Origin of the sequence: Rhizobium sp. BK316, assembly GCF_014193695.1 — a bacterium.
GTDB lineage: Bacteria > Pseudomonadota > Alphaproteobacteria > Rhizobiales > Rhizobiaceae > Rhizobium.
This window is the reverse complement of the sequence record NZ_JACHZR010000001.1, coordinates 738,419-762,439: the sequence shown is the minus strand read 5'-3', so window position 1 is coordinate 762,439 and position 24,021 is coordinate 738,419. Positions and strand designations below refer to the sequence as shown.

Sequence of the window (24,021 nt, the reverse complement as noted above, 5' to 3'; positions counted from 1 at the left end):
CAAACTCAAGGTTCAGCGGCAAACTCTTTTTGCAGAGCAATATATTTTTTGCAAGGCAATATACAGCCATTTTTAAGAGGTCAATCTGGCGACAATCACCAATTTAGACCGGTAACTAGAAGTTGCCGAGGATACTACTTCTCTATGTGCCCGTTGCCAAACTGCCGCCATTGCCGTTCGCGATCACCCCCTAGATCCGGGTTGATGTGTGTGAGGAAGCGTTTCATCCTTTCGCCGATGGCAGGCGAAACCGTACAAATGAGTCGATAGAGGGTCCAGCGGCTTAAGAGGGCTTCTTTGTAACGCCTGGAGAAGATTATCCGGATCGCACTGCGTCGGCGGCCCGCGCGTGCGGCGTCAAGTGCGGCAGCAACGGCAATCCGCTCCAGAAACCCTATTCTGGCTTTCTCGTCATCGGCTGGAATTTTCAGTTTCTCAATATACTCATATAGTAAGTCCTCTCGGCGATTGAGTGTCGTCGATTGGGAAATCGAGTCCGGATTTAGTCTGTACTCCGAGACAAAACTATCAATGTAAACAAAAGAGCGTTGACGGGCGGCGAACGCGACGCGAATACCGAAGTCAGCGTCGACTGCCTGGCCGATCTCTATTTCGGGCCGGTAGCGTGTTTTTCGCGCCAACTGATTTTCTATGAGGAAGCCATTATTGGGAAATTGTTGCGAGAGTGCAGCTGAAAGATTTGATCTCTGCAAACCGGCATACTCACGAATACGAAAGTAGCGCTGATTCCAGCGCTCTGTACGATTTGGTAATATATTGCCGATATAATCTATCAGATATTGCTTACCGTAGAAGCACTGCGCGCCAGGATACTTTAGCTTTGCTTCATAAAGTATCTTGATTGCGCTGGCGCAAAGCCTGTCGTCATCATGTAGGAATATCAGGTATTCCGAATTTGCATTGTCGATCAGCCAGTTGAGATTGGCTGCTTGACCAATACTCTCGGAGTGTTTCCAGTATTTTATGTCGATATTGGCCTGTCGCGATAACCGATTCACGATTGCTGTGCTTTTTCGATCATGTGAATCGTCACCGATTAAAATCTCAGAGGGAAATATAGGTTGGCTTAGACAGCTAATAAGTGCCGCTTCAAGGAGTCGCGGACGATTACAGGTTGGTATACAAATGGAAACACTGAAATTAGGCGCGCGAGCGGTCATGTCTGCCTAGCTTAGCCTTCGCCGTGCTCAGTACGCCCGGATGTATTTACTCACGTATTTCGTCTTCATCAGGGGCGGTAATTTCGTCCCGGCGGAATTAAATTCGAATACTTTGATTTTCAAGATTCAATACAAGGATGGCGAAATAAAGATAAAAGTATTCGTTGAATTTTTCTTTGGTGCACCAGCCAGAGCTTTTATCACCAGGCCGATTATAATATTCGAGGCATGGCCGCGGCGATATGACCGGGAACATGTGCCTGCTCAATCTAGTCAGGCTGATAAACTTCAATATGTTAGTGGACATGAACGAAACATCGAAAGCCGAGAGCAAGGTTAGCCGCAACAATTTCCGGACCAGTGCCTTTGGCTGGGTGCAGAAATTGATGGGAAGGGACGCGACGCAGGCAGATATCTCTGTGGAGAGAATGCGCTCACGGCTAAGCTTTGAACCGGACGAATTCCCCGTCATCTATGCGGTCGGTGACGTGCATGGTTGCTACGACCAACTCCTGGAAGCGGAGCGGCGCATCAGAGAGGACGCTGCGATCCACTCGGAGAGGGCGCTCGTGGTGATGCTGGGTGACTATTTGGACCGCGGTCGTCGCTCGAGGGAGGTGATCGAGCATCTCTGCCGCCCGACGGATGCAGGGCTTACGCGGATTGCGCTCTGCGGTAATCATGAAGAGGCCTTCCGGCAATTGCTTGAAGAGCCGGCCGGTTTTCCCGAATGGCAGCGATTTGCAGGCCCGGAGACCCTGGCCTCCTATGGAGTCGACGTTGCCTATCTGATGCGGCAAGGCGGAATCCCGGCACTGGACCGTGCGTTGCAGGATGCTGTTCCGGCCCATCACCGACAGTTTATTGAGGAGCTGCCCTCGATGTTGACGGTCGGTGATATCGTCTTCGTACATGCCGGCCTTAAGCCAGGCGTGCCTTTACTGCAGCAGAGGGATTCGGATCTGCTTTGGATGCGCGAGCCATTTCTTACGCGCGGGCCGGAATTGCCGTTGCTGGTCGTGCATGGGCATACGCCGGTACAGCGGCCCTTTTTTGGAAATGGGCGTATCGCCATAGACACCGGTGCTTTCGCGACGGGTAGGCTTACCGTGCTACGCATTATGAATCGCCAAGCAGTCGTACTTACCTGAAAGCATTGTCGGCGGGCTTATGGCAGCTTGTCGAGATTCAGGCCGAACCATGCCAGTGAGCTCTTCTTCTCAGAAGTGAGCTTTGTGCCGGCGGCCTTTACATAGGGCAAGAGGGCAGGGCTAATCCGCGTCAGCGCCGGTCCAACCTTTCGCGGGTCTCCGAGTTTGAGAAGAAGGTTCATGTCGCTTTCAACGGAATTTCTTGCGTTTTCAAGCGTTGTGACGTTGAGACGGTTCCAGAAATAGAGCCGGGCGAGCAGTGCGACTTCATCGGTAGGCGCGAGCCAGGCCGACATGTTCATCAAACGGGCAGTCGCCGTTGGCTCTTGAACGATGACCGCACGCACGATTGCCAATCTGAGCCAGAGATTGCTCTCGGTTGGCATGCAGGTAACAGCATGGCGCGTGTAGCGCTCTGCATCGTCAGCGGCCCTTACCCAGGCATCGTAGCCAGTGATCTCATTGGCGGCATCCAGCCGGTTCAGAACCAGCGTGGTGCCCGCCATGATAATATCGGAACGGCAATAATCGCCGGAGACGATATCGTCGGCATTGGCCGCTGTCTTAGCGAGGGTTTCAGGGCTGACTTGTTCGGATCGCTCAAGTCGCTCGGCGATAAGAAAAACGTCCGCAAAGCGCGCGGATTGCCTTATGTCGTTGACAGCAAAAACAAGAAGCGCGACTGCCGTAAGAAGAAAAAGAACGGATGGTGCAGAAGGAGCTGAGAACGCAGTCCAGACCACGCCCCTTGGGCGCGCTTGTCCGCTTGCTCTGGCACGTTGCGACATGTCCTACTGGTCTGACCTGCTGCAGGAGCGATCTGCTCCAATGCCGGCAAAGGTTCGCGCGAGGGAGGAGCCGTTCTCTAAACTATGAAGGGGAGAGGAGAGGCCGTACAGCCTCTCCCAAAATGCTCTAATCGAGCGCTAAAGGCCTGGGTCAGATGCTGCCACTGACCGAGTCGTTGCGGATGATCGTAAAATTGCCGCCGCCCGATGCGCTTGTCCTCAGAGAGCCTCCTCCTTGAATAGCGCCATCATTAGCCTCATCTGCGGCCGGACCGCCCAGGCCAGGTGCGCCGGGGCCGCCGATATCACCGCCACCCGCCGGACCGGCTCCAGCGCCACCAAGCGCCGCAACAGCGGTTTGACCGGTCAATGAAGCTTCAAACGCCGTACGGAAGCTACCGAGCGCGGGATTATTCAAGATTGCCGCTGCAACAGCCGCTGCAATCTCGTCGGCAAGATCGGAATGTTGTGGGCGGCAAACGTTGACGGCGCGGCCAAGGCCGGCACCGATAGCCGCCCTTTGTGCATCCGTCGTCGCCGGAGCCGCTGCCAGCGTCAGGAGAGCTGCCGTTACATTTGTTTCGGTTGCCGTGAGATCGCGAACGGAACCCATGAGCGCGCTATCGGACGGATTTCCCGTCAGAATGCTTGCCGGGGTTGCGTTGAATGCATCCATCTGCGAACCGCTCGCCGCGCCCGGACCTGAAAAGCAGTTGCCCGCAAGCGACGAGGTCGCGAAGCAAAGAGCGCCGAACGCAAAGACAGCGGCACCTTTCATTATATTCTTGCCTGTGTTTATCATACCCAGCCTCCAGAAGATAATGGAGCTTATAACATAAACTCCATTACGTACCAGTCCGTTTAATGTCAGGTGTTAGAAGTATTGTCCAATATATTTAATCTCCGAGCGACTCCACTGCCGAGCGTGTATCGGCGGCGTCGTTGGATACGCCAGAGATTGTCGAGGTAATAGAGTTCAGGACGTCGAAGAACTTCACGAGCTCAACAGAGTGAGCGTTGGAGATATACATGACGTCCTTGTCCGCCATGCGGAACTCCTGAACTGCGAACAGGGTTGCCGGATCGCGCAGATTGGCCCGGAAGATGACCGGCACTTTGTCGCCCTTGAAGCGGCTGGTGTCGATATTCAGGCGTTGAAGGGTGCCGCGATCAACCTGGCGATAGACCACGACCTCGCGTGGATCCGCGCGGGTATCGATGAGGCCGCCGGCCTTCGCCATGGCTTCGCCAAGGGTCAGGTTCGAATCCTCGAAGTCGATGCGGCTGTTGAGGCCGGATGCCCCGAGCGCAATGAAGGTGCGGCGTTCGTGCTCAACTGAAACCGTGTCGCCCGGAGCGAGATAGATATTCTCGGATGGGTTTTTCAACAGCGTTTCGTAAGCGACCGTTGCCGTCTTGCCGCGGCGCTGCAGCGTGACGTTGGTTTCAATATTAGGTGTCGTCAGGCCGCCTGCCTCGGAGATCGCATCAAGGATGCGTTCGCCGGCCGGCGAAAGGACGATCTTTTGCGGATTGTTGACATCACCGACGACGGCTACTTCCGAGGAGCGGCTGGTCGTCGTTGTGAGGACTACCTGAGGCTCAATCGCGCGGCTTGCCAGCTTGTCTTCGATATCCTGTTCGATCTCTTCCTTCATGCGGCCGGCAGCAGGAACGCGGCCTGCATAAGGAATGCTGATCGTACCGGCTTTGTCGATCGTTTGCTGAGGCAAGGTGATATAGTTACCAGGCCGACTGCCCGCATCAGACGGGATAAAGAGACCGCCGGACTGCGCTTCGAAAATTGAAACCTGTACGATATCACCGAAGCCGAGTGGGATATCCGGAGCGCCCCCACGGCCGCCACCGAAACCACTGCGCAGGGAGCTGCTCGGGATCTTGTCGAAATAGGGCAGAATCGCTTTGTTGAGATCGATCAGAGCATAATCAATCCCCACCTTACGCTCAGGCGTAGTGACTTTAATTGCTGCACTGCGGTCGATGTCAGTGTGATCGGGACCGGACCTAGGGAGAGACGTGCAGCTGGAAAGCATGACCAGCATCGGTACAATGATGCCGACGCGTCGAGTTACAGGAATGCCCATCGTGACCCTACTTTTTAATAGCACTAAAACCGTCTAGCCCGCCGACAACTTAAAAGACAAGTAAATACCCGAACTCTGCCAGATACTGCATACCTAACAGAAGGTTATTGTGGCAATAGGGCAACATGAATTCTCCCTGTTATGGTAAATTAGGAGGAGTTGATACGTTAAGATTCTGCAGTGCTTTGGGTGCAACCCAAACGAATATTATGATGTTATTTAGTGGCGTTTTTATGGGCAGGGCGCCTATAAATTGTCATATTTCAAAGATTTCCGTCGGCTGCCCGATTCGCAGGGCGGAGGATGCATCGCTGCTGTTTTTACTCACTCTTTCTTCGCGCCCGCAGCAAATTGAAATTACCGCCGAAAGAAAGGCCATGAAGAAGATGGCGAAACCGGGAATCTGGATCGAAAAATCGACGGCAGAATGCGACGCCGTTAACAAGACGCCTGAACAACCAAGGATTGAATAGTGCCGTAGCCGATGGCGGGCGCGATAGCCGATCCAGAAGGCTCGTATAAGCACGAAGGAAATCAGAATCGCAACGACGGGGAATATTATCCCCAGAGTCAAAAAGCCTTCGAGGAACGCGCTATGAGCCCTGTCGACGATGCCGCCGATTCCACAATCGGGTGTCCGGTAGGCTGAATAGACGGTCCGGAACGTGCCGAAGCCGGTTCCCTGAAACCAATTCTGAGAAATGGCATGCATCGTATCTGACCATATGCAGAAACGGCCGTCATCTGTGCCGCGCTGATCGGCACGCAGGATAGCCCTGCCGCCGAAAATGGCGATGAAAACGAGGACAAGCGCAATTGCCCCGACTGCCGGCAGCCACCTTCGGGTAACGGAGCCGGTCGCCTGCGAGAAGAGCCTCGAGCGCTTGCCTTTCCATTGGCTGGCAAGATAGGGGATGTAAAAGACGGAGCCAAGGCCCGTCACAACCAGTCCAGCACGGGATTGGGTGAGCATCAGCGCCGTCAGGCACGATAGGCAGAGAAGCGTGAAAAGCCAGAAGCCGAGACCTTCGTTGAAACTGCCCGAGGGTGCGGATGAGAAGCCGAAATAGGCACGCCCTTTTTCAGAAGCGAATGTCGCAAGCAACAAAAAACCGAGCCCCAGGAAGGTCGCAGCTGTGTTGCGATTGACGAAGACCGCGGTCAGGCTGTCAAGATAATAGCGTTTGGAATCGGTCAACAGCATCTTTGGAAACAGCAGGAACTGGCCGAGACCGAACAGCGAGATGATTCCCGCGCCGATCGCAAGCGCCATAAGGATACGGCGGGCTCGTCTGTCTGTGTCGGCAATGATGAGGCCGGTCAGAAACGTCATGACGGGCAGTGCGATCTCCAGGAGAGAGGCGAGTGTATCGGCCGGCGCGACCGAGATCGTGTCTCTGGAGGCGCCAGCGAGCGTGCTTGCGTCCTTCCAGATCGAATTGACCAGAGAAGGCCAGGGCATGTGTATCGTCTGAATGACGACCCAGGCCGAGGTGATGATGAAAAGCAGCAACGTCCAGACGAATACCCAACGGCCGCGCCGGGGTTCTCCGAAAAGCAGTAGGGCCGATACACTTAGCACGAACATACAGATGGCAACTGCCGCGAAAGGCGTTGCATCGACCAGGCCGAAGGGAATGACGGCGGCCAGCACGAGCGTGCAGTAGAGGCCGGCAAATATCGTCTTTAATCTATCCGTAACAACCACGGCCAAAACTTTGAAGGATCGGCTGCCCCTCCGGCGCCGTTGCGCCTGTCTCTGCAAGAATTCCGCGAGTTTTGCAACCCTCTCCAATACCGATGCGGCATGCCATCCCAGTATTGGACGGCATGCATGCGGTCGCCTTGAGAAAACGCACTCCATTAAAATTGTTCGGATCGGTTTAAAGGGAACGAGATTCTTCCCTCGTATGGTCCCGATCATTGGTTGGAGCTGGATAGAGCTTCGATCAAAATATCAAAGCCGGATTTCAACATGATCGCGTAGTGGTCGTCGAAACGGGGTAAGAAAATGTTTAAGCATGTGCTGGTTACGGCGGTGACGCTTGCATCTCTGTTTGCGGTTCAGCCTGCTGAGGCAGCCGGACCCGGCGGTTTCGCCCGTGGTCTGAAGACGGCACCGGCATTCAGTTACATATCTGAAAAGCGCCGGACTGCCGCACCTTTCGCGCATGTGATGTTTTGTGCGCAAAATCCGAATGAGTGCGTTGCTCGTGGCGGCGCGTCCGAAGTTTCGCTAAGCCCCTTTGCAGATAAACAGCTTCGCGCCGTCAACGCCTCCGTCAACCGCTCGATCCGCCCGATTAACGACCGGACCGATCAGGGCGATGTCTGGCAAGTGAATGTAAAGGCTGGCGACTGCGAGGATTTCGCGCTGACAAAGCGTGACCATCTCATCGCAATGGGCTGGTCGCCGAAGACACTGCGCATCGCCGTGACCAAGACGCCCACTGGCGAAGGTCATGCGGTTCTCGTCGTCAAGACGGATCGTGGTGATCTGGTGCTCGACAACCGTACGAACGCGATCAAGAGCTGGAAAGATACGGACCTTCGCTGGCTGATGATTCAGTCGGGTGATAACCCACGAGTATGGTACGAACTTTAACGCTGCTTAGGCAGGCCAGGATTGAAAGAATCCCGGCGAAATGCGAACACCGTGTTTGACTGCGGCTGCAGACTCGTATCTTGAGACTAAAGATCATACTCGGTCGCCTGAATATCGCTCTACGGCGCTCGCTCAGCGCTGACATTCAGCGGTAACTGTCTTTGAAGGCAGCATTGCAACTATCTCGCCGATTCTCCGATTGCGTCAGGATTGATACAACCAATAAGATATTCCTCAAGTAGCCGTGTTGCTCAAGGCGATATACCCTTAGTAGTGATTATAAAATGGTCTCGAAATACGGAGAGATTTTAGAGCGACGACTCTTGATATGAGCATTGGATGACTTTTCCAATGCAGTAAACCTGTGTATCAGAATGCGCGTAAAGGCGTTATTTTGGTAAATAGGTTGATATACAAGGTGTCCCTCGCGCGAATATGGCATGTGTTCCTTGCTGTTGCGGTTGCAAGCGGGTTCATTAATCTGCTGCATTTGACCGGTTCATTGTTCATGCTCGAGGTTTATGACCGCATTCTGCCGAGCAAAAGCGTCCCGTCTCTGATTGCTTTATGTGCCCTTGTCCTGTTGCTTTACGGCTTTCAGATGGGGTTCGATGTGGTTCGAGGTCAGATGTTGACCCGGGTCGCCGACATTCTGGACCAGCAACTTGAAAGGCGCATGTATAAGGCGCTTCTCAAAACGCCCTTCTCCGGCGAGCTCAGGGGTGACGGTCTCCAGGCCCTTTCCGATCTGGACCAAATTCGCGGATTTCTTTCGAGCAATGGTCCTAACGCGTTGTTCGATTTCCCGTGGCTGCCATTTTACCTGCTTATTTGTTTCATGTTGCATCCGTGGATCGGCGTCAGCGTTCTGATCGGTGCAGTCATCCTGGTCGTCATAACGGTGCTGACGAATTGGTCCACAGCGTCGCTGAACGAGAGCGCTGCGAGTGCCCGCGGCCAGCGTAACATGTTTGCAGGTGGCAGCATCCGGAACGCGGAAGCCATTCAGGCCATGGGCATGTCAGGCACTATGATGGCCATATGGCGCGAGCTGCACGGTCAGTATAAACGCCAGAGCCGGCGAGGCGCGGATATCTTGGGTACCTACGGTGCTGCGTCGCGCGTGGCGCGTATGATCATCCAGTCCGGCGTCATGGCGGTTGGGGCTGTCTTGGTCGTTAATGGCGATGCGACGGCGGGCAGTATCATCGCCGGATCAATCCTGTCGGCAAAGGCTCTTGCGCCTGTAGAGCAGGCAATCGGCAACTGGCGAAGCTTCACATCCGCCCGGCAGGGTTGGAAGCGCCTTCAGAAATTTTTCGAGATCGCTCCCGAAACGGAAGCCGCCCTTTCCTTGCCCCGACCGGCCTTTACCTTTTCGGTCGAGAATCTAACCGGCTCGCCGCCGGGCGGGTCCGCAATTACGCTAATGGACGTTTCCTTTGAATTGCAGGCTGGAAACGCACTCGGGGTGATTGGACCGAGTGCATCCGGAAAATCCACGCTTGCCCGTCTTGTCGTCGGCGCTTGGCCAATACGTCACGGCAAAGTGCGCTTTGATGGGGCGAGCCTTGACCAGTGGGACATGGATGAGCTCGGCCAATATCTCGGTTATCTCCCGCAAACTGTGGAATTGATGGCCGGCACGGTCGCGCAGAATATTGCTCGTTTCCGGCCTGACGCGACTGCTGCGTCGATTATCGATGCAGCTAAAGCGGCGAATGTTCATGACCTCATCCTGAACTTGCCGGATGGCTACAAGACCAAGATTGGTTCTAACGGCGAAGCTCTTTCGGCGGGTCAAAAGCAGCGTATCGCCCTGGCTCGCGCGCTTTATGGGGATCCGTTCCTGATCGTGCTGGATGAACCAAATTCGAATCTCGACGCGGAAGGCGAAAATGCCCTCAGCAATGCGATCGCCAATATCAGGGCAAGGGGCGGGATTGTGATCGTAATCGCGCATCGGCCGAGTGCGCTTGCCAATGTGGATTTGGTCGCGGTTATCGCTGCTGGAAGGTTGCAGCGGTTCGGCACGAAGGAAGAGATTTTCGGGCAGGTGCTACGTCAGAATATCCGACCGGTCACATCCGACCATCAGCCGCGGGCGATTGAAGATGCCGGATCGTCCATCGCTTCGAACGATATGTGATGGAGCCGCCATGCGTTTGCGAAATCTAGCAAAATTACCGCTTGCCAAGCACGTCGCGGCTGTCGTTCTGCTGGCATTCGGGTTGGTCGTCGGTGTTTTTGGATGGGCGATGACGACCGAGCTTTCGAGTGCGGTCATTGCGTCTGGCCGTGTCATCGTCGAGGGCAACGCAAAGAAGATTCAGCATCTTGCCGGTGGGATAGTCAGCGAACTCGACGTGAAAGAAGGCGATAGGGTAGATGCCAATCAAGTGCTCGTCCGGTTGAATGGAACCGTTGTGCAGGCAAACCTTTCGATCGCCGAGAATACGCTCGCGCAGCTCTATGCGCGCCGCGCGAGATTGCAGGCGGAGGCGTCCCATGCGTCTGAATTGACGGTTCCCGAAAAACTGTCCGAGCTAACAACGTCCAAGTCGGCCGCAACGCTGGTTGCAAGCGAACGGAACCTATTTACCAGCCGCAAGAATGCGCTTGAGGGTATGAAGAGACAGGTCGCGACCCGCAAGCAACAGTTGAATGACGAGGTCGATGGTCTGACGGTCCAGATCAATGCAATTTCCGATCAGGTCAAGCTGGTTGATGAGGATATTGAGAAAGTCGATACGCTTTTCAAGAAGGGACTGACCACGCAGCAGCGGCTCAATGACTACAGGCGCCGCAAGTCCGAACTTGAGGGGCAATTAGGGCAGGGTATCGCGGCCCGCGCGCAAACCGAAGGCAAGATCGGTGAGCTGGATCTCCAGCTCTTGCAGCTCGACGAGGACCGGCAATCGGAAGTTTCCAAGGATCTGACCTCCGTCGAGGCGAGTATCGCGGAGTACGAGGAGCGGCTGGCCGCAACAAAGGATCAGCTCGCTCGCCTGGAAATTCGTGCGCCAATTGCCGGCCGCATTTATCAGCTCGGCGTTCATAATATCAACGCAGTTGTGCAACCGGGTGAGGTTCTGATGCTCATCGTCCCGGAGCGTGACGAGTTGCAGGTCGAAGCAACCATCGCACCGAAGGATATTGACCAGATTTATAAGGGACAGCCGGTTGATATCCGGTTTACGGCGTTCAACCAGACAACGACGCCTGACATTGCTGGCCAGGTTTCCGTCATCTCGCCGGACCTTCAGACGGACCCACGAACCGGTGCAGCATTTTATACGCTGCGCATAACACCGGACATGGCCACTCTGAAGAATCTGTCCGAAGGATCCCTTTATCCGGGCATGCCTGCTGAGATTTTTATCAAGATCGCCGACCGGACGGTCATCTCGTATTTTGCCAAGCCTTTCAAGGACAGGTTGAGATTGGCATTTCGAGAAGAGTGAACTTAGAAAGCCTAACATTGTCCCAAAAAGGGTCCGGGCAAATATCTCTTTCGTCACTGTTACAGACTTGCCAAAATCTTATGCTTATCTATTAGTAAAGTTAGGCGTTTGTAGCTGCTAAAGTTAGTGAATCGGGCGTCGCAACTAAGAGCTTTATTCGAAGGAGCAATGGAGAACACTCATGGCAGGTTTTACAGTCACATTCGGTAACGGTGGCGCCTCTAACGTTTCCGATCTTCTGAGCCTCGAAGCCCAGAATTCCAACGCACTTGACGGCAGCACCGAGCATCATGAAACGACAGGCCCGAGCGGATCGACTTTTGACGTCGATTCTGTGGTGGTCGGAGGTCCCGGCAGCGAGGTCGCCGTAGACTTCGATCCGAACACGAATTCCTTCAACTTTGATGTTGTCGGCAAGTGGAATTCGGTCAGGAACGTTCTGGCGCAATCCGACAGTGCAGAAAATGTTTATTTCAAGGATTTTGTTCAGGCCGACGTCCATCTCGGTGGCAGCGCCTCATCGACCGTCGAGATTCTGAACGTGAAGCGTGCAAACGTTTCGACTGGTGCCGGCAACGACACGGTTACCATTTCACTGCTAACGAATGACAGCAGCTGGGTAAATGCTGTAACCGTAGACAGCGGCGCCGGTAACGATACAATCACGATCAAATCGGGTGTAGGCTTCAACGATGGCAGCGCTGCCGGAACGGGCGGCATCACCGGCGCGACTGCCTTCAATGGCGGCAACGGCTTTGTTGATGGCCGCTACACAACTGTTGACATCAAGGCCGGCGCTGGCAGCGACACGATCGATCTTTCGGACACCCATCTGAAGTCCTCGACAGTCGATGGTGGCACCGGTATCGATCACATGATCGCCAGCAGCGGGGCGGATACGTTCGTATTCCACCTGGGCGACATGGCTAAGTCTCTGATCACGGATACTATCGACGGGTTCAACGCAGCTACGGATAAGCTCAAACTCGTGGGTACTGTGGAAAGCGATTGGACCTCGACGGACTTCGGTGGTGACGCTGTTGTGAAGTACGTCGGTGCAGATGTCGCTCATAAGGGTGAAACGATTGTGCTGAGTGGTGTGGATGCTACCGGTTTCCATGGCTGGTTCACCGCATAACCACCTGAAGTGATTTTCTCAGATCGGGAGTATGCCGCCGTACGGCGGCATACTCGTTTCAGCGTGTAATTCGAATATTCAGCCGTTCAGACTAAAAGCATCGCTCTCACCCGGAGCAAGCTCTAGGGGCCAGATCCGATTGCCCACTCTATTGCGGTAGGTTTCCGAATAGGCAGGCATGCCCGCAAGCAAGGTTTCGGCGAGTGCTGCGCCGAGGTCGGGCAGCGACATGCGGAAGCAGGTGAGCGTCGGCTGCAGGAATTTGGCACGGGGTTCCTCGCGGAAGCCGATGACGGCGAGGTCGCGGCCGGGGACGATGCCGGCTTCAACCAGGCGGCGGTAGAGGCCGATTGCCATCAGTTCGTAGATCAGGATAATCGCTGTCGGTCGATCCTCGATTCGCAGCAGCTCGTCGCCGGCCCGGTAGCCGCCCTGTTCGCTGGACTTCACACGGATAACCAGCTCCGGATCATATTTAATCCCGTGCCGTTCCAAAGCCTTCCGATAGGCATCCACGAAGATATAACCGAGATTGATCTCCCCTGACGGTGCGGCAATCGCAATGCGGCGATGCCCCTTGCCGACGAGCCGGTCCACGGCGCAGGTCGCGACACCTTCGAAATCAAGGTCGATCCAGGTGAAGTTGCCGCCGCCGGAAGAGCTGCGGCCGAGAGCGACGAAGGGGATCTTCGCCTTGACGAGCAAATCGATACGTTTGTCGATGCGTTGCGTTGCGGAGATGATCATGGCATCGACGACCCGGCGCGCAACCATACGCTTCAGATATTCGTAAGGGTCTTCATCGCTGGGGCAGGGCAGCATGACGAGATCGAGCTTATGGCGCGATAGCACGCTCTGTAGCCCACCAGTCACGCCAAGGAAGAAGTTGTCGCTGTTTTCGACCGTTTCCTTGCTGGATTCAATCATCAGGCCGATAACATTGGTCGTTCCCTGACGAAGGCTGCGGCCGGATTGATTGGCCACGTAACCGAATTCTTCGGCGGCAGCCAGCACGCGTTTGCGGGTCTCCTCATTGACATCGGCCTTGCCGTTCAGCGCACGCGAAACCGTCCCGATCGATATATCGAGATGTTCTGCGAGCTGGCGGATACCCTTCATCTGCAATCTTTCTTCCGGTAGGCGGACCCTCTCATCTTATTGCCATGGGAAAACGTTTACGGAAAGCATTTGCCGTGAAGGCGGAATGTATTTTTACTCAATCTGAGAAAAATTTGTTGCTGCATCGCCGAAGGTTTTTGCCTAAGCGCCCGTTCGCATTGTGATTTTTCGCAATATTTTGTCGAGCGACGCTGGCATTGACAGCAGGAAACGTTTCCGCTTAGTATCGTAAACGTTTACGGAAGGTGTTTCGGGAGAAATCTGAAACGCACCGCTGGAGGAAATCGTGAAATTGAATGCCATTCTGTGCGGGTGCGGAGCTATGTCCAAAGGCTGGCTGCGCGCTATCAGGGAAACGCCTGATCTTGCTGAGGCGATCGAGATCGTCGGCCTTGTCGACGTCAACCGTGCCGCCGCCGAAAAGCTCGCCGACGAATTCGGCTTGAGCGCGGCTCGCATCGGTAACGATCTCGCTGCCGTCATTGCCGAGACCAAGGCTGACATCGTCTTCGACGTCGTTATCCCGACCGCCCGTTTCGATATCGTTTCGACGGCCATGAGGGCTGGCTGCCATGTGCTCAGCGAGAAGCCGATGGCGACTTCGCTTGCTGAAGGGGCCGCACTCATCGATCTCGCCGCCGAGACCGGCAAGATTCATGCGATCATCCAGAACCGTCGCTTCATTTCCGGCGTGCGCCGCCTGCGTCGCTTCGTCGAAAGCGGGGCGATCGGCGATCTGACCGGCATTCATTGCGATTTCTTCATCGCTCCTCATTTCGGCGGGTTCCGCGAAGAGATGGACAATGTCCTTTTGCTAGACATGGCGATCCACACGTTCGATGCGGCACGTTATGTGGCTGGCAAGAAGCCGCTCGCAGTCTATTGCGTCGAACGCAATCCCAAAGGTTCCTGGTATCGCCACGGCGCTTCGGCCAACGCCACCTTCGAATTCTCCGACGACGTCGTCTTCACCTATCGCGGCTCCTGGTGCGCGGAAGGCGAGCGCACGAGCTGGGAAAGCCAGTGGCGCATTGTCGGCTCGAACGGCATGCTGACCTGGGATGGCGATGATGGCTTCAAGGCGGCGGTTTCCGGCAATGAGCCTGGCCTGCTTCATGGCTTTTCACCCGTTGAGGTTCCCGCGCCTGAGCGCGAGAACGAAACGCATGGCCATGCCAGCGTGATTGCAAGCTTCGTGGAGGCGATCCGCACCGGCAAGCGGCCGGAGACGGTCAGTTCCGACAATATCAGAAGCCTCGCCATGGTCTTCGGGGCGATCGAAAGCGCCAAGACCGGGCGGCGCGTCGAAATTTCAGCATAAGGACAGATGACGTGAGCAACCCCGCCAAAGCCATTCGCATCGGTACCATGGTCAGCGCCTCGAAGGGCGGCGCCGACAAGCGCATAGCGCAGATCGCCGATATGGGTTTCGAGAGCTTCGAGCCCTTCTTCTGGCAGACGACCAACGGCCAGGATCTTGCCGAACTCGGCAAGCGCAGCGTGGACGCTATCGGCGATCGCGACATCACGATTTCAACGCTCGGCATGTTCGGTAATCCGCTCGAGGAGACCGAGATGGACCTGCAGACACTGCAGGGCTGGAAGGATTGTATCGACAACGCCCATCATTTCGGCGCTACCTGCGTTGCCGGCTTCACCGGTCGCATCCGCAATAAGCCGCTGACCGACAGCCTGCCGCGCTACAAACAGGTCTGGAGTGAGCTTGCCAAGCGTGCAGCCGACAAGGGCATCAAGATCGCTTTCGAAAATTGCGCCATGGATGGCAATTGGGCGACCGGCGACTGGAACATTGCCCATAATCCCGATGCCTGGGAACTGATCTTCAACGAGACGCCTGATGACAATATCGGCCTCGAATGGGAGCCTTGCCATCAGATGGTCTATCTGATCGAACCGCTGCCGCAGATCCGCAAATGGGCGAGCAAGATCTTCCACGTCCACGGCAAGGATGCGACGATCCGTTGGGATGTTATCAAGGAGCACGGCATCTTCGGCAAGGAGAAGTTCGTCTTCATGCGCACGCCGGGCTTTGGCGACAGCAACTGGACAGATATCATTTCCGAACTGCGGCTTGCCGGCTGGTCCGGCTCCATCGACATCGAGGGCTGGCATGATCCGGTCTATCGCGACGCCCTGGAAATGACCGGTCAGGTCTATGCACTCAATCATCTGAAACATGCCCGGGGTGGCGATTTCGTCGTCGATCCGGTGTGAGTGAATATGGTCGGCGTGGAGGAAATCGCCGGCCATCGCAAGGATAACCACAAAGGAGGAGAACCATGGCTATCCGCAAATTCGCAGTTCTGGGCGTGCTGGCTCTTGCAGGCGTCTCGCTCTTCGGCCTTTCCGCCAAGGCGGAAGACGTCAAGCTGACGCTCTGGTCGTTGGACAAGGATACCCAGCCGGCGCCGACCCTGGTCAAGGAATTCAACGATCAGCATAACGGCATCACCATCGAATATCGCCTGATTCAGTTCGATGACGTCGTTACCGAAGCGATGCGCGCCTATGCCACCGGCCAGGCGCCCGATATCATCGCTGTCGACAATCCCGAGCATGCGCTGTTTTCTTCGCGTGGCGCCTTCCTTGATATCTCCGACATGATCAAGAATTCGAAGGTCATCAAGCCCGAGAATTATTTCCCCGGACCGCTGAAATCGGTCGAGTGGGACGGCAAATATTTCGGCGTACCGAAGGCGACGAATACGATCGCGCTTTACTACAACAAGGACATGTTCAAGGCGAAGGGCCTCGATCCGAACAAGCCGCCGCAGACCTGGGACGAGCTCGTCGAGGACGCACGCAAGCTGACGGATCCGGCAAAGAACGTCTATGGTCTCGCCTTCTCGGCCAAGGCTAATGAGGAAGGCACTTTCCAGTTCCTGCCCTGGGCGCAGATGGGCGGCGGCAGCTATGAGCACATCAATGCCGACGGCGCGGTCAAGGCACTCGAAGTCTGGAAGACGATCATGGACGAGAAGCTCGCCTCGCCCGATACGCTGACCCGCGGCCAGTGGGATTCGACCGGCACCTTCAATTCCGGCAATGCCGCCATGGCGATCTCCGGTCCCTGGGAACTGGACCGCATGATGAAGGAAGCCAAGTTCGACTGGGGCGTCACGCTGCTGCCGGTTCCGAAGGAAGGTGCTGAACGCTCTTCGGCCATGGGTGATTTCAACTGGGCGATCTTCTCGACCACCAAACATCCGGCCGAAGCCTTCAAGGCGCTCGAATATTTCGCCTCGCAGGACGACAAGATGTTCAAGAACTTCGGCCAGCTTCCGGCCCGTTCCGACATCTCGATCCCCGAGACCGGCCAGCCGCTCAAGGATGCCGCGCTGAAGGTCTTCCTCGAGCAGCTGAAATATGCCAAGCCGCGCGGTCCGCATCCGCAGTGGCCGAAGATCTCCAAGGCGATCCAGGACGCCATTCAGGCCGCGCTGACCGGCCAGATGAGCCCGAAGGATGCGCTTGATCAGGCTGCCGACAAGATCAAGGCGGTTCTCGGCTGATCTCCCGCATCACCGGATGGCCTGCCGGCCGTCCAAGACTTTCCTCCCGGCAGGGGCTGCTCAGGCATCGGCCAAGGCAGCCCCGTTCGGAGCATTGGAGGACCCATGAGAAGGACCTTTTCCAGCATCAGGGACGGCCGCGGTTTCGATATCGTGCTGGTCGCCTTTCCGCTCGGTTTTCTGTTCCTGATGGCAGGCCTGCCGCTCATCTACAATGTGGTGATGAGCTTCCAGGAGGTGGACATGTTCAGCCTCGGCACCTTCTCGCGCCCCTGGGTGGGTTTCAAGAATTACGTGGACCTCTTTGCGCAGCCTGAAACGCTGCCGATCCTGTACAATACGGCGATCTTCGTCGTTGGCTCGATCGCCGGCCAATTCCTGATCGGTTTCGGTCTGGCGCTGTTCTTCTGGGTGAATTTCCCCGGCGCGTCCTGGCTGCGTGGTCTCTTCCTCGTCTCCTGGGTCATGCCCGGCCTCGTCGTCGGTGCTATCTGGAACTGGATCCTCTCGGGTGACTTCGGCGTGCTGAACTTCATTCTGAAGGAAAGCGGCATCATCTCCGGTAATATCTTCTGGCGGTCGGACCCGCACTATTCGCTCTATGCCGTCATCATCGCGAATGTCTGGCTCGGCACCTCGTTCAACATGATCCTTCTTTCCGTCGGCCTTTCGGGCATTCCGGGCGATCTCTACGAGGCGGCCGAACTCGACGGTGCCACCGCCTGGCAGCGCTTCTGGACGATTACGCTGCCAATGATGCGTTCGACGATCGGCGCCATCATCGCACTCGGCCTGATCTTCACCCTCCAGCAGTTCGACCTCTTTGCCGCCATCACCTCGGGCGGGCCGAACAACTCCTCCAACGTCACGCAATACTGGGCCTGGGATTTGTCTTTCCGCCAATATGACTTCGCCAAGGGCGCGACCATTTCGGTCATCATGATCGTCTTCGTGATGTTCGCCTCCGTGGTCTATGTCCGCTCGACCCGCCACGAGGTGCGCGGATGAGCGAGACTGCACGCAATCGCCTGATGCTCATGATCGCCATCATCATGGCGGCGATCTACCTTTTCCCGCTCTACTGGATGTACATCACCGCGCTGAAGAGCGGCTCGGAGATGTTTGCCACACCGCCGAGCTTCTGGCCGGCTTCGCCGCAATGGAGCACCTATGCCTATGTCTGGGAAAGCCGGAACATGGGACTCTATCTCTGGAACTCGCTGGTGATCGCGATCGGCGCGGTCGTCATCATCACGGTGCTCGGCGTCGGTTGCGCCTATGTCCTGGCGCGTTATCGCAACATCTGGGTGGATATCGGCCTCTTTCTCATCCTCATGCTGCAGGTTCTGCCGGCATCGTTGATGATCACGCCGATCTTTGTCGGTTTCTCGCAAATCGGCATGCTGAACTATCCGCGGCTTGCCGTCGTCATCGCTATTGCCGCAAAGAGCATGCCCTTCTTCGTCGTGCTGGTGCGCGCCACCTTCATGGCGGTCCCGATGGAGCTGGAGGAGGCGGCTCTCGTCGACGGCAATTCGCGCGTCGGCGCCTTCTTCAACATCGTGCTGCCGCTTGCCCGCAACGGCATTCTGGTCAGCGCCATTCTCATCTTCATGCAGGCCTTTGGCGAGTTCGTCTATTCCAAGTCGATGATCCAGGCCGCCGAGCTTCAGCCGGCAAGCGTCGGGCTCAATTCCTTCATGGGACCGAATACCAACGAGTGGAACAACATCATGGCCTACGCCACGATGTATGTGACGCCGATCCTTGCCATCTTCGTTCTCTTGCAGCGCCGCATCGTATCCGGCCTCACCTCGGGAGCCCTCAAATGACCCCTCAGATCGAGCTTGCCGGCGTCAACAAATATTACGGCGCCTTCCATGCTTTGAAGAATATCGACCTCTCCATCGCCAAGGGGACCTTCGTCGCGCTCGTTGGCCCTTCCGGCTGCGGAAAGTCTACCCTACTGCGCTCGCTGGCCGGCCTGGAAACCATCTCGGACGGCAGCTTGAAGATTGCCGGCGAGTTGATGAACGGCGTGCCGCCGCGCAAGCGTGATGTCGCCATGGTGTTCCAGTCCTATGCGCTCTATCCGCATATGACCGTGGAGGAAAACCTCACCTATAGCCTGCGCATGCGCGGCGTTGCAAAAGCGGAGGCGAAGAAGGCAGCCGAGGAGGTTGCGGCCACCACGGGCCTTTCGCATCTATTGAAGCGCTATCCGCGTGAGCTCTCCGGTGGCCAGCGTCAACGCGTTGCCATGAGCCGCGCCATCATCCGCCACCCAAAGGCCTTCCTCTTCGATGAGCCGCTATCCAATCTCGATGCGGCCCTGCGCGTCCATATGCGTAAGGAGATCCGCGCGCTGCACGATCGTCTGCATGCGACCTCGGTCTATGTGACGCATGACCAGATCGAGGCGATGACCATGGCCGATCATGTCGTCGTCATGCGTGATGGGATCATCGAGCAGCAGGGCCGGCCGCTCGACCTCTATGACAAGCCCGCCAACAAATTCGTCGCCGGTTTCATCGGTTCACCTGCAATGAACTTCATACCGGCAATCGTCGGCGAGGATGGTAAGAGCCTGACGCTCGATCTCGGTTCGGTGAGGCAGCAGATTTCTATAGACCATCAGCTCCAGCCCGGCCGGAGGGTCACAGCCGGTATCCGCCCGGAGCATATCGGCATTACCGGTCAAGGGCAGGGGAGCTTTGATGTTCCGGTTGACGTGGTCGAATCCACGGGGTCTTCGACCTTCATCACCGCCGCAACGACCCCTGAACTGACCATCGTCGAAACAGGCAGGGGAACGGTTCAGCCGGGCCAGACGATTGGTGTGACCGTCGATCCGGCGCAGGTACATCTCTTCGACGAGGCGAGCGGCGTCAGAATTTGAGATCCGGCGTCTGCCGGATAACTTCCCGCAGCGCTCAGCTGCGGGACATTGCCGCTCTTATCGCGCGAGCGAAGCCGGCGTAGCTTGCTTGGCTGCCACCTCGACATCCTGAGTCCGTTCGCTGGAGTTTGCCCACACGGCCACAGCAAGTCCTGCGACGATAAAGTAGGGGAGTTTGCTTGAAAGCTTGAACTTGCCGGAAACGGTATTGCCGCGAGTGCATTCAAAGCCGGACATTTCTGGGGTCATCAGTACCTGTCTCGTGTGAATATCACGCCGCGAATATAGTGTATGCGGCGATTCGAATGAACCCCCAGATTAGGGGATATATGAAGGGTTGTTGAAAAAGAGCAGTTCAATGCCCCGCTGGCCCGCTCGATCCTTCATCAAGATTGATCTTGCGCAGGATGAAGGCGAGCGGCAGCACGGCGAGCGAGAGCCACATGAGTGTGTGGAAAACGTCGATATAGGCGAGATAACTCGCCTGGATCTGCACCTGCTGGCCGATCCAGCCCATGGCTTGCGATTGTGCGTCGACAGCCCCCGCCCCTCTATCGGCAAAATATTGCGTCGCGCCCTGCAATGCGTGATTGTAGGCCGGATCGGAGGGGATGATGTGTTCTACCAGCCGGCTTTGGTGCCACTGCTCCCGATGGGCAAGCACGTTTGATGCGATGCAGACGCCGATCGAGCCACCGGTGTTGCGCGCCGCATTGATGAGAGCAGAAGCCTGATCCGTCTGATCGGGCCTCAAGCCATCATAGGAGGCAGAAGTCATCGGAATGAAGATCAGCGGCAGACCCAAGCCGAGATAGATGCGCGACCAGACGAAGAAGCCGAAGTTCAGTTCGGCATTGAGCCGCGTCATATCATACATTGCGAACGCAATAATCGCAGTGCCGATAGCGATCAGATACTTTGGCTGAACCTTGTTGGAGATCCGCCCCGCCACGAACATCATAAACATCGTCACGAGGCCGCCGGGCGAAAGTGCCAGCCCGGCCCAAGTCGCCGTGTAGCCGAAATTCTCCTGCAGGACCTGCGGAATGAACTGGGTCGTGGCAATCAGGATCGCCCCGGTCGCAAGCATGACGATGAAACAGGAGCCGAATTGCCGACTTGCCAGCAAGCGTACGTCAACGGCCGGATTGGTTGCGTTCATCAGCCATGGGATGGAGAGAGCAAGGGCGGTAACGCAGACTGCAGTCATCGTGACAACGAAGTTCGAATCGAACCAGTCTTCCGTCTGGCCGCGATCGAGAACCAGTTCCAGTGCGCCGAGAAAGGTCGCGACCAGGAGAAAGCCGACAATATCAAACCGCACGCCTTGCTTGCGCATGTTCGCCCGCTCCAGTCGCAGTGAGTCCGGTTCGTTGACGAGGAAATAGACGAGGACGAAGGCGAAGAGGCCGACCGGCCCATTGATCAGGAAGCACCAGTGCCAGGAGAAATTGTCAGAGAGATAGCCGCCGAGCGTTGGCCCGACGACAGGGGCCACGACCACGGCGACGCCGAAGAGGGCAAAGGCCTGGCCACGCTTCGACGGCGGGAAGGAGTCGGCCAGGATCGATTGAGAGATCGGCACCATGCCACCGCCGGCGAAGCCCTGGATCATGCGGAAGATCAGCAGGGATTGCAGGTTCCAGGCAAGGCCGCAACAGATGGAAGCAACCGTAAATGTCGCAAGGCAGAGCAGATAGAAACGCCGTCTCCCGTAACGCTTGGCGATGAAGCTGCTGGCGACGAGAATGATGGCGTTGGAAACGAGATAGGTCGTGACGACCCATGATGCCTCGTCGGCGCTGACGGCAAGACCGCCGGAGATGTAGCGCAGCGCCACATTGGCAATCGTCGTATCGAGAACCTCCATGAAAGTGGCGAGTGAAACGACGAGCGCGATCAGCCATGGATTGGCAAGCCTGGCACCCGATGCCGGGGCGCCATCCGCTGTTGTGGCATCACTCATGTCAGTTCCTCGGGCGCACGGTTACCGTCGGCACCACGGACATGCCGGGGCCGATCGCCACATCCTTCGGCCAGTTGTCGATGACGATCTTGACCGGAACGCGCTGGGTCACCTTCACATAATTGCCGGTGGCGTTTTCCGCTGGAAGCAGCGAGAAGGCTATGCCCGAACCGGGCTGGACGGAATCGACGCGGCCACGAAGGACGTGATCCGGATAGGCATCGATCGTCACATCCACAGGCTGGCCCGGTCGCATATCCGTCAATTGGGTTTCCTTGAAATTGGCCGTCACCCAGATTTCATCGGGTACGAACATGGAGACTGCCTGTCCCGCCTGAACATATTGCCCTTTCGAGCCGCTGAGCTTCACAACACGGCCGGGCTGGGCGGCCGTGATCGTCGTGTAGCTCAGGTTCTGTTCGGCGGCTTCGACCTGGGTTTCGGCCTGATGCAGGCTGGCGACGGCGCTTGCTCGTTGCGCTTCGGCGGCTGCTTTGTTCTTGATGGCCGAGGTGACGCTTGCCTGCGCTTGAGCCGTACTTGCCCTGTCTTGTCGCAACGTGGATGTTGCCTGCTGTGCGGCCTGTTCTGAACCGGCGCCGCTTTTCACTAGTTGCTGCTGCCGGTCGTTTTCATCCTGCGCATACTGAAGGGCGGCTTCTGCGGAAGTCTGCTGCGCCTTGGCCTCGTCGATCGCTGCAGCTGCAGCGGCGATCTGTGCTTCGGCGCTGGAAATCGCTGCCTTTGCAACATCGACCTGCCCATGCGCCTGGTCCAGTGCGATCTGGTAGTCGCGGGGATCGATCTTGGCGATGACTGCGCCGGCGTCGACATGCTGGTTGTCGGAGACGGGAACATCCGAGACATAACCCGACACCTTGGCCGCGACGGAGAAGCTGCGGGCATCGATGAAGGCGTCGTCCGTTGTCTCGTAGGGATGGAAATAGATGAGCCAGATGAAATAGCCGGCGACAGCAAGAACAATCAGCGCAAGAACGATGAGCAGCGTCGCGACCGGATGGCGCCTGATGATTGAAGGCCGCTTCTCGGCTTCCTTGTCCTTCTCGACTGCCTTGGCAGGGGCTTCGTTTTTTGCGGGATCGGAGGATTGATCTTGCCCGGCGAAGGCGGGCTGGTTCTGGGGCACGACAATGTCTTTCATTTTGAAAACCTGAGACCAACGCCGGATCATCGGCTTCGGTTCCGGTCGAAAATGTCGCAACGTCCCTTTGGGCTCGTAACTGCGGGAACAATTCCAGGTAGTGAAGGCAGGGCGCGTATTGCGATCAATTGAAGACGCTGGGCTTTGCCACCCGCGGCAAGATCTGAAGCCCGCGCGTCTTCAATGTGGATGGACCGATCTGGTTTGTCAGCCGCCCAAATCCTACCTTTATCGTGCGCCATCAGCGCTGCTGTTGCGATTGAAGGCCGCAGGCGCTGCTGACCCGCCCAGGAGGTGTTATGAGAAGTTTGATTTTAGCGGCCGCTGTTCTGCTCCCCACGGCTGCCTTTGCCGTCGAGGCCGTAGAGGTCAATGCCCGCGACCATTCCTGCCGCGAGCTCGCGCAGATTATCCAGCAGAAAAAGGCCGTCTTTGTTCGCATGGGCATCGGCGGCCGGAGTTTCCGTTACCCGCCTGCGCGATGCCGGTTAGGCGATAAATATAGCGTGGCCAGAGTGCGCGCGGCCAATGGGGAAATGTGCGTGCTCGACTACGAGTGTGTTTACGACCCGCAATCCTTCTACAACCGCTTTCCCAACTAGTGCTTTCTATCGCTCGGCCGCTGCGGCGTAGACGACCCGAAGCTCCATCTGGACCGCGTCCATGAACAGGGCGGCCTGCCTCGAGAGCTCAGCATCGCTGCAGCCTTGTTCTTTCAAATTGGCCGCGAACCCGGCCATCTCCGACCGCCAGAAGCGGTTGGCGGCCTCGCCGTGAAGGTTCTGAAGGGCCTCTGCGCAGCGCCTGATATCGGCTGTGCGTCGGTCGGCGGGAAAGTGCAGAAGCGGCATGCTATCTCCGTCATTGCTGGGCGAATCGCCAAGTGTCCCGCAGAATGGCTATGAGTTCT

22 protein-coding genes are annotated in these 24,021 nt (G+C 56.7%); 12 read left to right on the top strand and 10 right to left on the bottom strand.

From position 1 onward, the window contains the following. Nucleotides 1-134 precede the first annotated feature (134 nt). Nucleotides 135-1,181 carry a glycosyltransferase family A protein gene (locus FHT87_RS03325; protein ID WP_183725344.1) on the bottom strand — a complete coding sequence of 349 codons (1,047 nt, stop codon included), beginning with the start codon at nt 1,179-1,181 and terminating at the stop codon, nt 135-137. A gap of 242 nt (nt 1,182-1,423) precedes the next feature. On the opposite strand from FHT87_RS03325, the gene FHT87_RS03320 reads away from it, so the two are divergent. Further along, nucleotides 1,424-2,332, top strand: coding sequence for a metallophosphoesterase family protein (locus tag FHT87_RS03320; RefSeq protein ID WP_348649346.1), 909 nt, complete (start codon nt 1,424-1,426; stop codon nt 2,330-2,332). A gap of 17 nt (nt 2,333-2,349) precedes the next feature. On the opposite strand, the gene FHT87_RS03315 is transcribed toward FHT87_RS03320, so the two are convergent. The 4 genes from FHT87_RS03315 to FHT87_RS03300 all read right to left on the bottom strand — a co-directional run bounded on the left by FHT87_RS03315 (nt 2,350) and on the right by FHT87_RS03300 (nt 7,149). Further along, the gene (locus tag FHT87_RS03315) at nt 2,350-3,120 is read right to left on the bottom strand and encodes a hypothetical protein (RefSeq protein ID WP_183725342.1); all 771 of its coding nucleotides are present in this window, start codon (nt 3,118-3,120) and stop codon (nt 2,350-2,352) included. Between the two features lie 151 nt (nt 3,121-3,271). Further along, the gene (locus tag FHT87_RS03310; RefSeq protein ID WP_246699554.1) at nt 3,272-3,898 is read right to left on the bottom strand and encodes a hypothetical protein; all 627 of its coding nucleotides are present in this window, start codon (nt 3,896-3,898) and stop codon (nt 3,272-3,274) included. A 118-nt stretch (nt 3,899-4,016) separates the two neighbouring features. Then, nucleotides 4,017-5,078 carry a polysaccharide biosynthesis/export family protein gene (locus FHT87_RS03305; RefSeq protein ID WP_348647566.1) on the bottom strand — a complete coding sequence of 354 codons (1,062 nt, stop codon included), beginning with the start codon at nt 5,076-5,078 and terminating at the stop codon, nt 4,017-4,019. Nucleotides 5,079-5,481: 403 nt separating this feature from the next. Further along, nucleotides 5,482-7,149 (bottom strand): O-antigen ligase family protein, encoded by a 1,668-nt coding sequence (locus FHT87_RS03300; protein WP_246699553.1) that lies wholly within the window; start codon nt 7,147-7,149, stop codon nt 5,482-5,484. 87 nt (nt 7,150-7,236) lie between these two features. Between FHT87_RS03300 and FHT87_RS03295 the strand changes: the two genes are divergently transcribed. From FHT87_RS03295 to FHT87_RS03280, 4 genes are all read left to right on the top strand, one after another. Next, nucleotides 7,237-7,830 carry a transglutaminase-like cysteine peptidase gene (locus tag FHT87_RS03295; protein ID WP_183799432.1) on the top strand — a complete coding sequence of 198 codons (594 nt, stop codon included), beginning with the start codon at nt 7,237-7,239 and terminating at the stop codon, nt 7,828-7,830. A gap of 418 nt (nt 7,831-8,248) precedes the next feature. Beyond that, nucleotides 8,249-9,979, top strand: a complete 1,731-nt coding sequence (locus FHT87_RS03290; RefSeq protein WP_183800991.1) for a type I secretion system permease/ATPase — start codon at nt 8,249-8,251, stop codon at nt 9,977-9,979. 10 nt (nt 9,980-9,989) lie between these two features. Then, nucleotides 9,990-11,294, top strand: a complete 1,305-nt coding sequence (locus FHT87_RS03285) for an HlyD family type I secretion periplasmic adaptor subunit (protein ID WP_183799429.1) — start codon at nt 9,990-9,992, stop codon at nt 11,292-11,294. Nucleotides 11,295-11,475: 181 nt separating this feature from the next. Beyond that, entirely contained in the window at nt 11,476-12,432 is a 957-nt protein-coding gene (locus tag FHT87_RS03280) for a rhizobiocin (protein ID WP_183725332.1), read from the top strand. A 78-nt stretch (nt 12,433-12,510) separates the two neighbouring features. Here the strand turns inward: FHT87_RS03280 and FHT87_RS03275 are convergent, their stop codons facing one another. After that, on the bottom strand, nt 12,511-13,551 hold the full coding sequence (locus FHT87_RS03275) for a substrate-binding domain-containing protein (RefSeq protein WP_183727196.1): 1,041 nt from the start codon (nt 13,549-13,551) through the stop codon (nt 12,511-12,513). A 286-nt stretch (nt 13,552-13,837) separates the two neighbouring features. On the opposite strand from FHT87_RS03275, the gene FHT87_RS03270 reads away from it, so the two are divergent. The 6 genes from FHT87_RS03270 to FHT87_RS03245 all read left to right on the top strand — a co-directional run bounded on the left by FHT87_RS03270 (nt 13,838) and on the right by FHT87_RS03245 (nt 19,983). Next, a complete protein-coding gene (locus FHT87_RS03270) occupies nt 13,838-14,872 on the top strand; it encodes a Gfo/Idh/MocA family oxidoreductase (protein WP_183799426.1) in 1,035 nt (344 codons plus the stop codon). Nucleotides 14,873-14,883: 11 nt separating this feature from the next. Next, nucleotides 14,884-15,786 carry a sugar phosphate isomerase/epimerase gene (locus FHT87_RS03265; RefSeq protein WP_183799423.1) on the top strand — a complete coding sequence of 301 codons (903 nt, stop codon included), beginning with the start codon at nt 14,884-14,886 and terminating at the stop codon, nt 15,784-15,786. Between the two features lie 65 nt (nt 15,787-15,851). Further along, nucleotides 15,852-17,084 (top strand): sugar ABC transporter substrate-binding protein, encoded by a 1,233-nt coding sequence (locus FHT87_RS03260; protein ID WP_183799421.1) that lies wholly within the window; start codon nt 15,852-15,854, stop codon nt 17,082-17,084. Between the two features lie 105 nt (nt 17,085-17,189). Further along, nucleotides 17,190-18,092: a sugar ABC transporter permease gene (locus tag FHT87_RS03255; RefSeq protein WP_183725325.1), complete on the top strand. Its 903-nt coding sequence runs from the start codon at nt 17,190-17,192 to the stop codon at nt 18,090-18,092. Then, the gene (locus FHT87_RS03250) at nt 18,089-18,916 is read left to right on the top strand and encodes a carbohydrate ABC transporter permease (protein WP_183799418.1); all 828 of its coding nucleotides are present in this window, start codon (nt 18,089-18,091) and stop codon (nt 18,914-18,916) included. Before FHT87_RS03255 ends, FHT87_RS03250 begins: the two co-directional genes overlap by 4 nt. Next, entirely contained in the window at nt 18,913-19,983 is a 1,071-nt protein-coding gene (locus tag FHT87_RS03245; protein WP_183799414.1) for an ABC transporter ATP-binding protein, read from the top strand. Before FHT87_RS03250 ends, FHT87_RS03245 begins: the two co-directional genes overlap by 4 nt. A 57-nt stretch (nt 19,984-20,040) precedes the next feature. Here the strand turns inward: FHT87_RS03245 and FHT87_RS03240 are convergent, their stop codons facing one another. From FHT87_RS03240 to FHT87_RS03230, 3 genes are all read right to left on the bottom strand, one after another. Next, entirely contained in the window at nt 20,041-20,232 is a 192-nt protein-coding gene (locus tag FHT87_RS03240; protein ID WP_183799411.1) for a hypothetical protein, read from the bottom strand. Between the two features lie 106 nt (nt 20,233-20,338). Beyond that, nucleotides 20,339-21,949, bottom strand: coding sequence for a DHA2 family efflux MFS transporter permease subunit (locus tag FHT87_RS03235; protein ID WP_183799409.1), 1,611 nt, complete (start codon nt 21,947-21,949; stop codon nt 20,339-20,341). Nucleotide 21,950: 1 nt separating this feature from the next. After that, nucleotides 21,951-23,111: an HlyD family secretion protein gene (locus FHT87_RS03230; RefSeq protein ID WP_183799406.1), complete on the bottom strand. Its 1,161-nt coding sequence runs from the start codon at nt 23,109-23,111 to the stop codon at nt 21,951-21,953. A 299-nt stretch (nt 23,112-23,410) separates the two neighbouring features. On the opposite strand from FHT87_RS03230, the gene FHT87_RS03225 reads away from it, so the two are divergent. After that, nucleotides 23,411-23,713 (top strand): hypothetical protein, encoded by a 303-nt coding sequence (locus FHT87_RS03225; RefSeq protein WP_183725314.1) that lies wholly within the window; start codon nt 23,411-23,413, stop codon nt 23,711-23,713. Between the two features lie 6 nt (nt 23,714-23,719). On the opposite strand, the gene FHT87_RS03220 is transcribed toward FHT87_RS03225, so the two are convergent. Continuing rightward, on the bottom strand, nt 23,720-23,962 hold the full coding sequence (locus FHT87_RS03220) for a DUF6074 family protein (RefSeq protein ID WP_183799403.1): 243 nt from the start codon (nt 23,960-23,962) through the stop codon (nt 23,720-23,722). Nucleotides 23,963-24,021: the final 59 nt, after the last annotated feature.

Coding starts and splice junctions, on each gene's coding strand:
- FHT87_RS03325 (WP_183725344.1), bottom strand. CDS start 1,181: ATGACCGCTCGCGCGCCTAATTTCAGTGTTTCCATTTGTATACCAACC.
- FHT87_RS03320 (WP_348649346.1), top strand. CDS start 1,424: ATGACCGGGAACATGTGCCTGCTCAATCTAGTCAGGCTGATAAACTTC.
- FHT87_RS03315 (WP_183725342.1), bottom strand. CDS start 3,120: ATGTCGCAACGTGCCAGAGCAAGCGGACAAGCGCGCCCAAGGGGCGTG.
- FHT87_RS03310 (WP_246699554.1), bottom strand. CDS start 3,898: ATGAAAGGTGCCGCTGTCTTTGCGTTCGGCGCTCTTTGCTTCGCGACC.
- FHT87_RS03300 (WP_246699553.1), bottom strand. CDS start 7,149: ATGATCGGGACCATACGAGGGAAGAATCTCGTTCCCTTTAAACCGATC.
- FHT87_RS03295 (WP_183799432.1), top strand. CDS start 7,237: ATGTTTAAGCATGTGCTGGTTACGGCGGTGACGCTTGCATCTCTGTTT.
- FHT87_RS03285 (WP_183799429.1), top strand. CDS start 9,990: ATGCGTTTGCGAAATCTAGCAAAATTACCGCTTGCCAAGCACGTCGCG.
- FHT87_RS03280 (WP_183725332.1), top strand. CDS start 11,476: ATGGCAGGTTTTACAGTCACATTCGGTAACGGTGGCGCCTCTAACGTT.
- FHT87_RS03275 (WP_183727196.1), bottom strand. CDS start 13,551: ATGAAGGGTATCCGCCAGCTCGCAGAACATCTCGATATATCGATCGGG.
- FHT87_RS03260 (WP_183799421.1), top strand. CDS start 15,852: ATGGCTATCCGCAAATTCGCAGTTCTGGGCGTGCTGGCTCTTGCAGGC.
- FHT87_RS03255 (WP_183725325.1), top strand. CDS start 17,190: ATGAGAAGGACCTTTTCCAGCATCAGGGACGGCCGCGGTTTCGATATC.
- FHT87_RS03250 (WP_183799418.1), top strand. CDS start 18,089: ATGAGCGAGACTGCACGCAATCGCCTGATGCTCATGATCGCCATCATC.
- FHT87_RS03245 (WP_183799414.1), top strand. CDS start 18,913: ATGACCCCTCAGATCGAGCTTGCCGGCGTCAACAAATATTACGGCGCC.
- FHT87_RS03240 (WP_183799411.1), bottom strand. CDS start 20,232: ATGACCCCAGAAATGTCCGGCTTTGAATGCACTCGCGGCAATACCGTT.
- FHT87_RS03235 (WP_183799409.1), bottom strand. CDS start 21,949: ATGAGTGATGCCACAACAGCGGATGGCGCCCCGGCATCGGGTGCCAGG.
- FHT87_RS03230 (WP_183799406.1), bottom strand. CDS start 23,111: ATGAAAGACATTGTCGTGCCCCAGAACCAGCCCGCCTTCGCCGGGCAA.
- FHT87_RS03225 (WP_183725314.1), top strand. CDS start 23,411: ATGAGAAGTTTGATTTTAGCGGCCGCTGTTCTGCTCCCCACGGCTGCC.
- FHT87_RS03220 (WP_183799403.1), bottom strand. CDS start 23,962: ATGCCGCTTCTGCACTTTCCCGCCGACCGACGCACAGCCGATATCAGG.